Origin of the sequence: Anaerostipes hominis (ex Lee et al. 2021), from assembly GCF_002270485.1 — a bacterium.
GTDB classification, from domain to species: domain Bacteria; phylum Bacillota; class Clostridia; order Lachnospirales; family Lachnospiraceae; genus Anaerostipes; species Anaerostipes hominis.
This window is the reverse complement of sequence record NZ_NQOG01000003.1, coordinates 70964-86386: the sequence shown is the minus strand read 5'-3', so window position 1 is coordinate 86386 and position 15423 is coordinate 70964. Positions and strand designations below refer to the sequence as shown.

The 15423-nt window shown below is 43.5% G+C and carries 16 protein-coding genes; all 16 read left to right on the top strand.

All coding sequences use genetic code 11. From position 1 onward, the window contains the following. The first annotated feature begins 23 nt into the window (after positions 1 to 23). The 16 genes from CI597_RS04650 to CI597_RS04580 all read left to right on the top strand — a co-directional run bounded on the left by CI597_RS04650 (position 24) and on the right by CI597_RS04580 (position 15310). The gene (locus tag CI597_RS04650) at positions 24 to 1541 is read left to right on the top strand and encodes a YifB family Mg chelatase-like AAA ATPase (protein WP_024727736.1); all 1518 of its coding nucleotides are present in this window, start codon (positions 24 to 26) and stop codon (positions 1539 to 1541) included. Further along, on the top strand, positions 1534 to 2613 hold the full coding sequence (gene dprA / locus CI597_RS04645; protein WP_024727735.1) for a DNA-processing protein DprA: 1080 nt from the start codon (positions 1534 to 1536) through the stop codon (positions 2611 to 2613). Before CI597_RS04650 ends, dprA begins: the two co-directional genes overlap by 8 nt. A 15-nt stretch (positions 2614 to 2628) precedes the next feature. Further along, entirely contained in the window at positions 2629 to 4722 is a 2094-nt protein-coding gene (topA, locus tag CI597_RS04640) for a type I DNA topoisomerase (RefSeq protein WP_024727734.1), read from the top strand. A 2-nt stretch (positions 4723 to 4724) separates the two neighbouring features. Continuing rightward, positions 4725 to 5495 carry a GTP-sensing pleiotropic transcriptional regulator CodY gene (gene codY, locus CI597_RS04635; protein WP_024727733.1) on the top strand — a complete coding sequence of 257 codons (771 nt, stop codon included), beginning with the start codon at positions 4725 to 4727 and terminating at the stop codon, positions 5493 to 5495. Between the two features lie 151 nt (positions 5496 to 5646). Further along, positions 5647 to 6375, top strand: coding sequence for a 30S ribosomal protein S2 (gene rpsB / locus CI597_RS04630; protein WP_024727732.1), 729 nt, complete (start codon positions 5647 to 5649; stop codon positions 6373 to 6375). 21 nt (positions 6376 to 6396) lie between these two features. Continuing rightward, complete coding sequence (gene tsf, locus CI597_RS04625) at positions 6397 to 7329, top strand: translation elongation factor Ts (RefSeq protein WP_034549442.1); 933 nt, start codon at positions 6397 to 6399, stop codon at positions 7327 to 7329. A 652-nt stretch (positions 7330 to 7981) separates the two neighbouring features. After that, positions 7982 to 8494 (top strand): PTS sugar transporter subunit IIA, encoded by a 513-nt coding sequence (locus CI597_RS04620; protein WP_024727730.1) that lies wholly within the window; start codon positions 7982 to 7984, stop codon positions 8492 to 8494. A gap of 15 nt (positions 8495 to 8509) precedes the next feature. Continuing rightward, positions 8510 to 9355, top strand: coding sequence for a BglG family transcription antiterminator LicT (gene licT, locus CI597_RS04615; protein ID WP_024727729.1), 846 nt, complete (start codon positions 8510 to 8512; stop codon positions 9353 to 9355). Beyond that, positions 9352 to 10899: a PTS transporter subunit EIIC gene (locus CI597_RS04610; protein WP_024727728.1), complete on the top strand. Its 1548-nt coding sequence runs from the start codon at positions 9352 to 9354 to the stop codon at positions 10897 to 10899. The genes licT and CI597_RS04610 overlap by 4 nt, the downstream gene beginning before the upstream one ends. A gap of 27 nt (positions 10900 to 10926) precedes the next feature. After that, complete coding sequence (locus tag CI597_RS04605; RefSeq protein WP_024727727.1) at positions 10927 to 12294, top strand: 6-phospho-alpha-glucosidase; 1368 nt, start codon at positions 10927 to 10929, stop codon at positions 12292 to 12294. A gap of 125 nt (positions 12295 to 12419) precedes the next feature. After that, positions 12420 to 12926: a GNAT family N-acetyltransferase gene (locus CI597_RS04600; RefSeq protein WP_034549440.1), complete on the top strand. Its 507-nt coding sequence runs from the start codon at positions 12420 to 12422 to the stop codon at positions 12924 to 12926. A 163-nt stretch (positions 12927 to 13089) separates the two neighbouring features. Further along, on the top strand, positions 13090 to 13677 hold the full coding sequence (locus CI597_RS04595) for a class I SAM-dependent methyltransferase (protein ID WP_024727726.1): 588 nt from the start codon (positions 13090 to 13092) through the stop codon (positions 13675 to 13677). Positions 13678 to 13748: 71 nt separating this feature from the next. Then, positions 13749 to 13889, top strand: a complete 141-nt coding sequence (locus CI597_RS18380) for a hypothetical protein (protein WP_235824546.1) — start codon at positions 13749 to 13751, stop codon at positions 13887 to 13889. Between the two features lie 23 nt (positions 13890 to 13912). Further along, positions 13913 to 14170 (top strand): diguanylate cyclase domain-containing protein, encoded by a 258-nt coding sequence (locus CI597_RS18375; protein ID WP_235824556.1) that lies wholly within the window; start codon positions 13913 to 13915, stop codon positions 14168 to 14170. 23 nt (positions 14171 to 14193) lie between these two features. After that, positions 14194 to 14733: a methylated-DNA--[protein]-cysteine S-methyltransferase gene (locus tag CI597_RS04585; RefSeq protein ID WP_024727724.1), complete on the top strand. Its 540-nt coding sequence runs from the start codon at positions 14194 to 14196 to the stop codon at positions 14731 to 14733. A gap of 13 nt (positions 14734 to 14746) precedes the next feature. Then, positions 14747 to 15310, top strand: a complete 564-nt coding sequence (locus CI597_RS04580; protein ID WP_024727723.1) for a DNA-3-methyladenine glycosylase I — start codon at positions 14747 to 14749, stop codon at positions 15308 to 15310. Positions 15311 to 15423 lie beyond the last annotated feature (113 nt).

The window sequence follows — 15423 nt, the reverse complement described above, 5'->3', positions numbered from 1 at the left end:
CTTCCGGAGAAGAAGGAGGCTTTATGTTTTGTTCGATGTTAAGCGGCATTGTTTCAGGCGCCGCAGGCTGTATCATTCAGGTCGAAGCGGAACTAAGAAGCGGTCTCCCATACTTTACTATGGTAGGCCGCCTTTCTAATGAAGCAAAAGAATCCAGGCACAGGGTGGAATCCGCACTGCGGGCTCTGGGCTGTCCGCTCCCTCCTATGAAAATTACCGTCAATTTATCTCCTGCCGACATCAGAAAGACAGGAACCGCATTTGATCTTCCCATCGCAGCGGCCGTTATGGCCGGTCTCAATTATATTCCAATTAACAAAGAACCGCCCATCTGTCTCCTGGGAGAGCTGGGATTGGACGGCAGTGTCCATGGGATCAGACAGTGCCTGCCCATCATCATGGAAGGGAGAAAGCAGGGCATCCGGCGATTTATGGTTCCCTATGATGATATGGAATCCCTTGTACATATCAGAGATGTGGAACTGGTTCCGGTAAAACATCTTTCCGATGCCGTGGACTATTTCAGAAGCGGGTGTGTGCTTCCATATCATTTTAAGGAAAAAAGGATGATCCTTGACAGCCAGTGTCATGATTTTTCAGAAATAAAAGGACAGGCTTTCTTAAAAAGAGCTCTGGAAATCGCCGTAACCGGGAGGCATAACATTCTTCTGATCGGAGCTCCAGGTTGTGGCAAGACTATGGCGCTTGAACGGATTTCTTCTATCATGAACAGTTTATCCGAGGAAGAATATCTGGAGGTGCAGGCTCTGTATCAGGCGGCCGGTGTCCACCGGGAGGCAGAAGATTTTTGTCCGCCTTTCCGAAAACCTCATTCTTCCATATCCAGGGGAGCGCTGATCGGTGGGGGAGCGGTTCCAAAAGTTGGAGAGATCACACTTGCCCACAAAGGTGTCCTGTTCCTGGATGAACTGGCACAGTTTGACGCCAAATGCATTGAAGCCCTGAGACAGCCGCTGGAAGATAAGCAGATTATTTTAAACAGGCTTGGGAGAGACTATACCATGCCTGCGGACTTTTTACTTGCAGCGGCCATGAATCCATGTCCATGCGGCAACAGCTTTACTCCGGAGGCATGCCGGTGCAGTGCGGGTGAAAAGCGGTCCTATTATCACAGACTTTCAGGGCCCATACTGGACCGTTTTGATCTGATTCTCACAGTTGGACAGGAGGCAAAGAAAATGGACGCCGAGACTGAAAATTCGGCTGCCATCCGCAGCAGGGTTTTGGAAAATATCAGGGAGGAACAGAGAGAACTCTCGGATACTCCGTATTCTTATTACGGTCAGATACAGGCAGAGGACTTAGAAAAAATCTGTCCGTTGTCCAAAGAAAGCCGAAGAATCTTAAAAGAAGAACAAAAGAAACATCATATTTCTATGCGGGGTATTCATAAGATTGTGAGGACAGCAAAAACGATTGCCGGAATGGAACAGAAAAGCGAGATCGGGGAGGGACATCTTATAGAGGCACTGTCTCTGCGCAACATGGAGTTTTTATCGGAGGCTGTGGGATATGAATGAAAAGATTTCGTGGTTCTGGTTTACGTCGCTTCTTGAGATGAATCGAAAGACGCAGGGTGAGATCCTTTCTGCCATTATTCATCCGGAGGAACTCAGGAAGCTTAATGCGGAGACTGCAAAGCCATTTCTTAACAAGAGACAGTACCGGCTTTTTCTTGAGACAAGAGATGAATCTTATATCTGTAAGAAGTACGAGGAGCTAAAAAAGCAGAAAACAGACTATATTATATGGAAAGAACCTGATTATCCACAGCGGCTCAAACAGATCTATGACTATCCGTTTGGCATTTTCCGAAAAGGCAGGCCGCAGGAATCAAGGCTGGTCATTGCCATAGTAGGGGCCAGATCCTGTACTTTATATGGAAGAGAGATGGCAGGATATTTTGCAAAAGAGCTGTCCAGGAGGGGTGTTTTGATCGTCAGCGGCATGGCAAGGGGAATCGACGGAGCTTCTCACAGAGGAGCCCTGGATGTAGGCGCACCGACGGCAGGTGTTCTGGGATGCGGGATTGACCGGATTTATCCGAAAGCACATAAAAAACTGTTCGCCGATGTAGAGAAACAGGGTGTGATCTATTCTGAGTATGGTCCCGGCGTAGAGCCGCTTTCTTTTCTTTTTCCGCAGAGGAACAGGATCATCAGTGGCCTTTCCGACGGAATTTTCGTAGTGGAGGCCAGAGAGAAAAGTGGATCTCTGATCACAGCGGACTGCGGATTGGAACAAAACAAAGAAATTTTTGCACTCCCGGGCAATGTGACGAGTGATGTATCAAGGGGCTGCCATCGCCTGATCCAGCAAGGCGCCAAGCTGGTTTCCGGCCCCGAAGATATCTTAAATGAATTTCCAAAATTCAGAGTATTTTCACATAATGTCTGTCAATTTGATAAAAATTCACTTGCTAGAGGTGAAAAAATGGTGTATGATGTTTTGAGTTTGGAACCTAAATGCCTGGAACAGATAGCTTCGGAGGCAAAACTGCCGGTCACAGAGGCTGTGACATCCTTATACTATCTACAGAGGCAGGGGTTGGCAGAAGAAATACTGAAAAATTATTACATAATAAAAATATAATTAAGAGGTGCAAAAATGCCAAAATACTTAGTAATTGTAGAATCACCAGCGAAAGCAAAGACGATCAATAAATTTTTAGGGAAAAATTATACGGTCATTGCATCCAACGGTCATGTGAGGGATCTCCCCAAGAGTACGATGGGAATCGACCTGGAACATAATTTTGAACCAAAATATATTACGATCCGGGGCAAGGGAGAAGTATTGGCGGCATTGAGGAAAGAAGTGAAAAAGGCCGACAAAGTTTATCTCGCGACTGACCCTGACCGGGAAGGGGAAGCAATTTCATGGCATCTTTATTATGCGCTGAAACTTGAGAATAAAAAATGCAGCCGTATCACATTTAATGAGATCACCAAGAATGCAGTCAAGGAATCATTAAAGCATGCGAGAGAGATCGACATGGACCTGGTGGATGCCCAGCAGGCAAGACGTGTTTTAGACCGGATTGTCGGGTATAAGATCAGTCCTCTTTTATGGGCAAAGATCAAGAGGGGATTGAGCGCAGGCCGGGTACAGTCTGTGGCGCTCCGCCTGATCTGTGACCGGGAAGAAGAGATCAGCGCTTTCATACCGGAAGAATACTGGTCACTGGATGCTTTTCTGAATGTGAAAGGGAGCAAAAAGCCCCTGGAGGCCAAGTTTGCCGGAGACAAAGACGGGAAGATCGAGATCAAGAATGAAGAACAGCTGAACAAGATCCTTGCGGAACTTGAAGGCGCCGAATTTCATGTTGACAGCGTAAAGACAGGGGAGCGTATCAAGAAAGCCCCGCTTCCGTTTACGACCAGTACGATGCAGCAGGATGCATCCAGCAAACTGAATTTTCCGACAGCAAAAACCATGAGGATTGCTCAGCAGCTGTATGAGGGTGTAGACATCAAAGGAAAAGGCACCGTGGGATTGATCACTTACCTGCGTACAGACTCCACAAGGATTTCGGAAGAGGCAGATAAGAATGCCAGAGAGTTCATCTCTGAAACCTACGGAAGTGATTTTGTCGGAAACGGACAAGTTTCAAAAAAGGACGACAAAAATGTACAGGACGCCCATGAAGCCATTCGTCCCACTTACATCGAGAACACCCCGGCGAGCTTGAAAGAACAGCTTTCCAGAGACCAGTTCAGGCTTTATCAGCTGATCTGGAACCGGTTTATGGCGAGCCGCATGAGTGCAGCCAAGTATGAGACTACATCCGTAAAGATCGATGCCAACGGATACCGTTTCAATGCTTCCGCATCCAAGATCGTTTTTGACGGATTTTTGACTGTGTACAACATCGACAATGAGAAATCAAAAGGTAATGTCATACTGAAAAGTATCGATACTTCCACGGAGCTGAAGTTAAAAGAGTTTGACCACAAACAGCATTTTACACAGCCGCCGGCCCACTACACGGAAGCAACGCTTGTCCGCACCCTGGAAGAACAGGGTATTGGACGGCCGAGTACGTATGCTCCTACCATATCTACGATCATTGCCAGAAGGTATGTGGTCAAGGAAAAGAAGAATCTGTATATGACGGAGCTGGGAGAAGCGGTCAATACCATGATGAAAAAGGCATTTCCGTCTATCGTGGATGTGCATTTCACCGCTACGATGGAGGCGCTTTTGGATATGGTGGAGGAAGGCAAGGTCCACTGGAAATCCGTGGTGGAAAACTTCTATCCGGATCTTAAAGAAGCCGTGGAGGCCGCAGAAAAAGAACTGGAGCAGGTAACCATTGAGGACGAAGTGACCGATGTGGTCTGTGACCAGTGCGGACGCAATATGGTCGTGAAATATGGGCCGTATGGGAAGTTTCTGGCCTGTCCGGGATTCCCTGACTGCCGAAACACAAAACCTCACTTTGAAAAGATCGGAGTTCCATGTCCGCTGTGCGGAAAGGAAGTCGTCTTAAAGAAAACCAAGAAGGGTCGGAAATACTACGGATGTGAGGATAACCCGGAATGCGAATTTATGTCATGGCAGAAGCCTTCTACCGTCAAGTGTGAGCGCTGCGGAAAGTATATGGTGGAAAAAGGAAAGAAACTGGTTTGTTCAGACGAACACTGCGGATATGTATGTGATCTGCCGAAAGAGGAAGAAGTTACGGAAAATAAGGAGTAGCTATGAGTGTACAATTATTAGATAAAACCAGGAAGATAAATAAATTACTGCATAACAACAATTCACAAAAAGTCGTTTTCAATGACATCTGTCAGGTTCTGATGGAGGTTATGGATTCCAATGTGATCGTTATCAGTAGAAAGGGAAAGATCTTAGGAATTCAAAATTCAGAGAACATAGATCCTATCGAAGAGATGATCAGCGGCAAAATTGGGGATTATATTGACACGGATTTAAATGAGCGTCTGTTGACGATATTATCCACGAAGGAGAATGTAAATCTCCAGACACTCGGTTTTGAAAGAGACATTCACCGCTACTGCGGTATTATCTCCCCGATCGATATCGCAGGAGAGAGATTTGGCACGCTGTTTATGTACCGGATGGAAGATGACTATACGATTGATGATATTATATTGGTTGAATACGGAACAACAGTCGTTGGATTGGAAATGATGCGTTCTGTCAGTGAAGAGATAGAGAGTGAACGCAGAAAGCAGAATATCATCGAATCTGCCTTCAGAACTCTCTCCTTTACGGAACTGGAAGCGGTTCATCATATTTTTGATGAGCTGAACGGGAGCGAGGGTATTTTGGTTGCCAGCAAGATTGCCGACCGTTTCGGCATCACCCGTTCAGTCATCGTCAATGCACTGAGAAAGCTGGAGAGTGCGGGAGTCATCGAGTCCCGGTCTTCCGGCATGAAAGGAACTTATATCAAGGTTGTAAATGACCTGATTTTTGGCGAATTAAACCGGGCCGGGCGTATCTAAGCCGGAAGTGCGAAATTTTTCTTGCATTGTGTAAAACAGATGTGCTATACTGTCAAAGGTAAAAATAAACACGCCGTTGGAATTTCGGTAGGTGCCGAGAGGTTTGCCGGGATAATGACAATGGTGGAAGCATAACCAAAGGAGATTTTTTATGAGCGTTATTTCAATGAAACAGTTATTAGAAGCAGGTGTTCACTTCGGACATCAGACAAGAAGATGGAATCCTAAAATGGCTCCGTATATATACACAGAGCGTAACGGAATCCACATCATCGACCTTCAGAAATCCGTAGGCATGGTAGACGATGCATACAACGCAGTAAAAGAATGTGTTGCAGAAGGCGGAAAGATCTTATTTGTGGGAACAAAGAAACAGGCTCAGGATTCTATAAAGACAGAAGCAGAGCGCTGCGGAATGTTCTATGTAAACCAGAGATGGTTAGGTGGAATGCTCACAAACTTCAAGACAATCAGAAGCCGTATCGACCGTTTAAAGAAGATCAAAAAGATGGAAGAAGACGGAACATTTGAAGTTCTTCCAAAGAAAGAAGTATTAGAACTTAGAAAAGAAATGGATAAATTACAGAAGAACTTAGGCGGAATCGAGGAGATGAAAGAAATTCCGGATATGATCTTCATCGTAGATCCTAAAAAAGAAAATATCTGTGTTCAGGAAGCACACACATTGGGAATTCCTCTGGTAGGTATTGCAGATACAAACAGTGATCCTGAAGATTTAGAATACATCATCCCAGGAAACGATGATGCAATCCGTGCAGTTAAATTGATCACATCCGCAATGGCTGATGCTGTTGTAGAAGCAAACCAGGGAATGGATGCTGCTGATGTGGAAGCAGAAGAGGAAGCTGCAGAACAATAAGATTTATTTGGAGGAAAAATCATGGCTATTACAGCAGGAATGGTAAAAGAATTAAGAGAAAAAACCGGTGCCGGAATGATGGACTGTAAAAAGGCATTAAACGCTACCGATGGAAATATGGAAGCAGCAGTTGAGCACTTAAGAGAGCAGGGACTTGCAAAGGCTGAAAAGAAAGCCGGACGTATTGCGGCAGAAGGATTAGTTGCTACTAAACTCTCTGATGACGGAAAGAAAGCTGCTATTGTGGAAGTAAACTCTGAGACTGACTTCGTTGCTAAGAACGAACAGTTCCAGACTTATGTTGCAGAGGTTGCAGATCAGGCTCTCACAACAGGTGCGGCAGATATCGAAGCTTTCCTTGCAGAAGAATCTAAAGCAGAAGCAGGAAAAACTGTAAAAGAAGTATTAGACGGAAAAATTGCAATCATCGGTGAGAACTTAAATATCCGTAGATTTGCACAGATGGAATCAGCAGCCGGATTTGTTGCTTCTTATATTCATGCAGGCGGAAAGATCGGCGTATTAGTAGAAGTTGAGACAGATGTTGTCAACGACGAGATCAAAGAGATGGGTAAAAACGTAGCTATGCAGGTAGCTGCTATTATGCCGAAATATACAAGCAGAGATGAAGTTTCTAAAGATTACATCGATCATGAAACAGAAATCTTAAAAGCTCAGGCTAAGAATGAAAATCCGGACAAGCCGGACAACATCATCGAGAAGATGATCATCGGACGTCTGAACAAAGAATTAAAAGAAGTTTGTCTGTTAGATCAGACTTATGTAAAGGCTGAAGACGGAAAACAGGCTGTTGGAAAATATGTAGAAGAAGTAGCAAAAGCTAATTCTGCAAAGATTGCCATTAAAGGATTCATCCGTTTTGAGACAGGCGAAGGAATCGAAAAGAAAGAAGAGAACTTTGCTGAGGAAGTGGCAAAGCAGATGGGAAACTAATCCGTTTGTAATTAGACTGCCATTATCAGTGTAGAATAACGGGTTTACTGAGATTTCCGAACTTTTTACAAGTAATGCTATCATAGATTATCATAAAATATCGCGTTATTTTGGGTAATACATGGGTCAGAGATTGGGTAGGATTTATTACCTAACTTATCAATGAAAAGATTGCTTGATGTTTAAGTAGGAAGGAAAGTGTAGACTGGACAGAAAGGGACATTGTGAAAACAAGGGTCCCTTTTGTCTTAGAAAATATTTATTTCCGAAGGGCCTATCGGCATGGTGTCCACTCTAATTTTATTGTCATATCAAAGCTCATTTAATCGTGGTAAATCAGTAGTAAAATAAGTGCTTTTTAAATTGTTATATTGCGGATAAATACAGTGTTTATGCGATAATCGCCATTTCTATATCAAATTATACAAACATTTTTTTAAAATAACATTGACAAAAAATTTGTGTTTTGATATCATGTACTTGTAAAGAAAAGCGGAATGTTACTGTGTAAGCAGGCTTAACCAAAATCTTTCAATAACGTTTATTGTTATTTAATGATTTTGGTTAAGCCTGTTTTTTTGCTGCGCAAAAAATGAATCAAGCACTGCCAGCAATCAGAACAAGCAGGAAATTCCAGAAGGGAGGTTATATTATGGGTATTTTATCACGTATCATGGGGAAATCGGAAAGTACACTCACGGAATTGGTAAAGCCGTCAAAAGAACTTGGCAGCCCTTTAATGGGTGAAGTCATCCCGTTAGAAACAGTGAATGACGAAGCTTTTGCGAAGAAATCCATGGGTGACGGATTGGCCATTATCCCGGCAGAGGGCAAGCTTTACGCCCCTATGAGCGGCATGGTAGAAGCGCTTTTTCCCACCAATCACGCCATAGCCATTGCAGGAGATAACGGTATCAATGTAATTCTGCATATCGGCATTGACACAGTGGAAATGGGCGGAGACGGTTTTGAAGCGCTGGTGCAGCAGGGTGACCGGGTGGAAAAGGGTCAGTTTCTGATCACCTTTGATATGGACAAAATTAAAAGCAGCGGTTACGAGGCTACTACCATGGTGCTACTGCCGGATAGCAGCGAACTTGGTATTTTGCATAAAAGGGACATCGGACAGGTTATGCCACAGGAAAAACTTTTGTGGCTTGGCTGATGGAAAGGAATTCTTATGAGGATTAAAAGAATTTACAATAACAACGTAGTAATGGTGGAAGATCAAAAAAGCGAGGAAATGATCGTCATAGGAAAAGGTCTGGCCTTTGGCAAAAAAGCCGGTGAGTTCCTTGAAGAAGACCGGATTGAAAAAGTTTTTACTCTGGCTGAAAAAAGCATCGGAAACCGGCTGGCTAAGTTGGTGCAGGAAATCCCAATCATTTATCTGTCTATTGCAGAAGAAATCGTAGCCATGCTTCGGGAAAAATCGGATTTAAATCTGGATGACAATATTTATATCACACTGACAGACCACATCAGCATGTCCTTAGAGCGGGAAAAGAATAAAGTGGTGTTCCAGAATCCCCTGCTTATGGAGATCAAGCAGTTTTATAAAAAAGAATTCGCTCTTTCTAAAGAAGCAGCAAAAATCATTGATAAGCATATGGGTATTCATATTTCCGAAGATGAAATGGGGTTTATTACGTTACATATCGTAAATGCCAACTTAAACCAGCGGGCAGACCAACTGATTGTAAGTCTCCAGCTAATCAGCGAAATTATAAGAATCGTGCAGAATCATTATGGAGTGGTACTCAATCATGATTCCCTATTATACGAACGATTTATGCGGCATCTGCAGTTTTTTGCCAGAAGGGTGCTGGACAAGGATGGCAAACAACTGGAAGATGTATCTGTATTTCAGCTGGCGCAGCAGGAATATCCAGAAGCCTTTCAGTGTGTGGAGAGGATAGGAGATTATATACAAAAGAGCTATCATAAAAAGGTGACGGATTCAGAAAAAAGATATCTGATTTATCACATTATTACATTGATTTCAAATGAAGGAGTTCAAGAATGAAAGAAAAAATCAAAAGTTCTTTGGAAGTATTTTCAAAGTCAATTGTACAGCCTATGATGTATCTGGGGGTAGCTGGTACGATTCTGATTCTTGGTATTTTATTGACCAACACAACGATTACGGAAAAGCTGACTTTTTTACAGGCAGCGCCTTTCCGGTTAATTGGTAACTTGATTTATAGCACATTGATGTATCTGATCAATAACTTAAGCATTATTTTCTGTGTCGGCATTGCAGGCGCTATGGCAAAGAAAGACAAAGGTCATGCTTCTTTAATCGGCCTGATGGGCTTCTTCATATTTTTAAATGCTAACAACATTACTTTAAATTTTTTTGGCAAGATTGCAGAGCCGGGTACGCTTGGTCTGTACGGTACAGGTCAGGCTGAGGTAATGGGCATTCAGGTACTGGACACCGGTGTATTTGGCGGTATTTTGATGGGCTGCCTTACCGGATATCTGTTCAATAAGTTTGGTGGTAAGCAGTTCAAAGGATACTTCTCCATGTTCTCCGGCGTGCGCTTCCCGTTCTTATTGATGATTCCTGCTGCTATCGGCGTGGGCTTTCTCATGACCTTCGTATGGCCGTTAGTGCAGTCTGCAATCAGTGCAGTATCCGGCATGATCGTAAGCAGCGGCAATGTAGGCCTGTTTGTATACGGTCTGTTAAATAAGCTGTTAGTTCCTACCGGTCTGCACCATCTGGTATATGCACCTTTCCAGTTTACTGATGTGGGCGGCACATTGGCACAGGGCAATACCATCATAGCAGGTGCATATCCTATCCGTGTAGCAGAGATGAATATGCCTGGGGCTTTCTCAGACTCTACCTATTTTAACAGCTACACCTTTAACAACCTGTTCCCTTATATTGGCATCGCCCTGGCATTTATTACTACTGCATTTAAAAAAAATAAAGAAAAGACCAGGGCGCTCATTCTGCCTTTGATGCTGACAGCAGTATTGTCTGCAATTACCGAACCTATTGACTATTTATTCGTCTTTGCAGCGCCGGTTTTATTCCTGATTCATTCTGTAATCAGCGGTATCAATCTGGTATTGTTAAAAGTATTGAGTATCCCGGCTTCTACCAGCGGCGGTATTGTCAACATTATAATTTCCAATCTGGTACTGGGCGTGGAAAAGACTAACTGGCCTATGTTATTGGTTATGGGTATCGCAGTCAGCGTAATTTACTATTTCCTGTTCACTTTCTTAATTAAGAAACTGAATTTAAGAACTCCTGGCCGCGAGGTGGAAAATATTGCAGAAAAAGCAGCACCGTCTGTTGGCGCTTCCAACGCAGCGGATGATGTCGTCAGCCTGATCAATGGTCTGGGAGGCAAAAGCAATATTGATTCACTGGAAAACTGCTTCACCCGTTTAAGAGTGGTTGTAAAGGATGAATCCCTGATTAATGAAACCCTGATTAATAAAGTAAAGAACAGCGGTATCAAGCGCAGTGGAAAGGATCTCCAGATTATTCTGGGCATGCAGGTAGCGGCTGTTCGCGGTCAGGTAGAGGACGCATTAGAAAAAATGTAAATTAATATTTTTAAGGAGGAAAAGCATATGATCATTACAATTGTTGGCGGCGGCAGTACCTTTACACCGGGTATTGTAAAATCCATCGCTCTTCGCAAGAATGAGCTGGAGGTAGATGAGATCCGTCTGTTTGATTTAGATAAAAAACGTCAGGATAAGGTTGGCATTTTGGTTCGTTGGATTCTGGATGAGGATTTAAAATGCGGAATTAAACTGACAATCACCTATGACGCAGAAGAAGCTTATAAAGATGCTGATTTCATTTTTGCACAGATGCGCGTAGGAAAATATGCAATGCGTGAGTTGGATGAAAAAATCCCTCTTCGTCACGGCTGTGTGGGTCAGGAGACCTGCGGCTGCGGCGGCCTGGCTTATGGTATGCGTACAATCTTCCCTATGATTCAGGTAATTGATGATGCCGAAAAATATGCAAAACCAACCTACTGGATTTTGAACTACTCCAATCCGGCTTCCGTCGTATCGGAAGCCTGCCGTAAGCTTCGTCCTGATGCTCGCATTATTAATATCTGCGACATGCCTATTGCTATCATTGATATGGTTGCTGCCGCTCTGAACATTAAAGATAAACATAACATTGTTTATGACTATTATGGACTGAATCACTTTGGCTGGTTTACGGGCATCGAATACAAGGGCGAGGATATGATGCCTAAGATCAGAGACTATATCATGGAGCAGGAAATCCTGCTGCCGTCTGCGTATTTAAAAGATAAGGCAGCTTTAGCTGGTAAGAGCAACGACAATAAAACAAATCGCCACGCCAAAGGCAGCTGGTACTATGTATGGAAGGGTGTGTACGAAATCATGAAGAATTTCCCGGACACTCTGCCTAACACTTACTTAAACTACTATCTGCAGCAGAAAGAGTTTGTGGAACATTCCGATCCTAATCATACCCGTGCCAACGAGGTTATGGAGACTCGTGAAAAGAATCTGTTCGACGGTATCGACAAATATCTGGCTTCCGGCGAGATTGACGAAACAGTATTCTATGCAGGCAGTCATGGTGATTGGATTGCCGATTTGGCTATCGCATTGAAAAACGACACCAAAGCGCGTTTTCTGGTCATCACCGAAAACAAGGGAGCTATCCCCAACATGCCTTACGATGCTATGGTAGAAGTACCTGCCTACATCGGTAAGAAAGGCCCGGAAGTCATCGCACAGGATAATATCCCGCTATTCCAGCAAGGAATGATGATGCAGCAGTTAAACTGTGAAAAACTCTTAGTAGAGGGCTGTATCGAGGGTTCCTATCAGAAAGTACTGGAAGCCTTTACCCTGAATAAGACTGTTCCAAGCATGAAAGTGGCAAAAGAGATATTAGACGATTTGATGGAAGCTAATAAGGAATACTGGCCGACATTGAAGTAATTATATAAAGAAAGCTCGAAAACTTTACGGTTCGGGCTTTCTTTCGTTGTGCGCCCGGCGGGCGCACGTTCTGTAGCAACACCGCAAGAACCGTATCATCAATGTATACCACCAGTTGTTGAGAAATAAGAAAGTGGGAGTTATCGGACGCAAGAGATTTAGCGGCGGCTCTGTCTAATACAAAAATACAAAATAATCTTCGGGATGGGCTGCCTTACCCTTACACTGAGAAGGATGGAACAGCATATATAACGGAGGTGCTTTCTGCAGACGAAGATAAAACTTTTGCTTTTGCTGTCACAGCAGACAACAAAGTGATCGGCAGTATTGGAGTGTTCCGTCAAGAGAACATACACAGACAGACTGGTGAGTTGGGCTATTGTATAGCAGAAGAATACTGGGGCAAAGGAATAATGACCGAAGCTGTAAAACAAATTTGTACATATGTCTTTGACAAGAGTGATATTATTCGAATCTATGCTGAGCCGTTTGCATACAATGCCGCATCATGCCGGGTACTCGAAAAAGCCGGTTTTCAATATGAGGGAACATTGAGAAATAACGCCATGAAAAATGGTAAAGTCATTGATATGAGGATGTATTCACTGCTGAAAACAGTAACGTATATTTGAAACTGATAAATATGATGAGGTGAGAAGATGCTAACAGGATACTACTGCACAAACATATTTTCTGAGCAGGTAAAGGAACTTATTGAGTTCTATACAGAAATGGAACTTACGAGGTCCGTTTAAGTGATATTGATGGAAATGAGATAGTGATCGCTGAGTTTGCGTGATTGAAAACTTTCTGATTGGCAGACAGAAAAATCAGAATTATTTAATCAAGCAATGGTTGACAAGATCCCATAAACAAGAGATTATAAAAAAGGCGGTGCTCAGAGATGGAGACAATGTTCTGGACGTCGCTTGCGGCAATGGATATCTGCTTGGAGAACTCTCAAAAAAGGCGAGAGTTAATGCCTTTGGTGTAGATATTGCTGAAAATATGATTGCGTCTGCCAGAGAAAGATACCCGGCCTGTACATTTACGGTTGGCCCCTGTGCGCCTCTCGGTTTTGAAAATGAGAGTATGGATGTTATTACGGTATCCTGCGCGTTCCATCATTTTGAAAATCCCCAGACCTTTGCCGATGAATGTTTGCGGGTATTAAAGGTAAATGGTAAAGTTTTTATTGCTGAACCGTTTTTTTCTCCTCTGGTGCGGTGTCTTGCCAACACGCTGGTATTTCCCTTTTCAAAAAAAGGTGATGTGAGGGTGTACAGCCAAAGAGAACTTCAATTATTTTTTGAATCTGCTGGATTCACTGAGTTTGAATCGTACATAACAGATACAGTCCTATTTTTATCGGCAGAAAAATGAAAGTATGGGGAAATCATGGGAAGGAAAAACCATCAGATTTTATGAATATAACATGACGAAAGATCTCTTTGATGAAGAAGCCGGAGATATTCCGCCTGACTATCTGTGCAGATGCTGAGCGGTTCTCTGACTTTTTTGACCGTGATTCGCTGCTGATTCATTATTACAGAGGCCAGACGAGAGGCTCCATGGATTATTTAAGGTTTTTTTGAGAGAAAGCGATCTGTGCGGCCGAATGGGCGGAGACGAATTTATGGTCTTATTGAGAAACATTGGGTCCGAGGATGATGTGATTCCGAGAAGCAATATGCTCTGTTATCTGCTGCGTCGCAAATATGCGGATAAAGGGGAGGTATCCTTCAGCATGGGAGTGGTATTTTATCCCTGTGACGGGGAGATTTTTCAGGAACTTTACCAAAATGCAGACACTGCTCTATATAAAGTGAAGAGCACCGGGAGAGGAAATTACGGAATATACAAGCCTGAGCGATAAAAAGTTCTGTATCGGAGGAAAACATGTATTTTTTTATAGAGTATCAGTCACCTTTAGGGATGCTGACCATTGCCTCAGACGGCGATAATATTGTGGGTCTTTGGATGGAAGGACAGAAATATTTTGGAGGAACGCTCTCAGGAGATATGGAGAAAAAAGATGGTCTTTTCGTGTTTAAAACAGTAGAAGACTGGCTGGACCGGTATTTTGCCGGGGAAAAGCCTTCCATTTCTGAGCTTCCTTTATGTCCGAAAGGCGGGGAATTCAGGCAGGGCGTGTGGGAAATTCTGCGTGAGATTCCCTATGGAAAAGTGATGAGCTACGGCGAAATTGCCGGGAAGATGGCTGCAAAGACGGGCAGAGCACGAATGTCTGCCCAGGCAGTCGGAGGGGCGGTCGGTCATAATCCCATTTCTATTATCATTCCCTGCCACCGGGTAGTTGGGTCTAATGGAAGCCTGACGGGATATGCAGGGGGCATTGCCGCCAAAATAAAACTGCTTGAGCATGAAGGGGCAGATATGTCACAGTTGTTTGTTCCCAAAAAGGGAACTGCTCTTTAAAGGAGAAGATTTTATGGAATGGCCGGATGAGAAACAGAGATGTACATGGGCAAATCCAAAGAATGAGCTTTATATCCGTTATCATGATGAGGAATGGGGGGTCCCGGTATATGATGATCACAGATTATTTGAGATGCTGGTCCTGGAATCCTTTCAGGCGGGGCTGTCATGGGAATGTGTGCTGAACAAACGGGAGGCATTCCGTGAGGCTTTTGACGATTTTGATTTAGAAAAAGTATGTGCTTATACGGAAGACAAGCTGCTGAAACTTCAGCAGAATCCGGGGATTATCCGCAATAAGCTGAAAATCAGAGCGGCGGTAAACAATGCAGAGATATTCCGGGAGATACAGAGAGAATACGGCTCTTTTTCAAACTATATCTGGCACTGGACGGATGGAAAAGTAATCTTTGAAAAAGGAATGGCCTGCTCCGAACTGTCGGATGCCGTATCCGAGGACCTCAGGAAAAGAGGCATGAAGTTTGTGGGGACAACGATTATATATGCGTATTTACAGTCGGTAGGCGTAATATATTCTCATGACGAAGGCTGCTTTTTGGAACATGGCCTGTCGTGACAGTGATAACTTTGTCAAATTTATTTTTGATAAATACAGCACTGGAACAAATGGATTTTTGGAAACAGAGTTTATATAATCTATATATAAGCAACAACTAAATTTAAAATTGG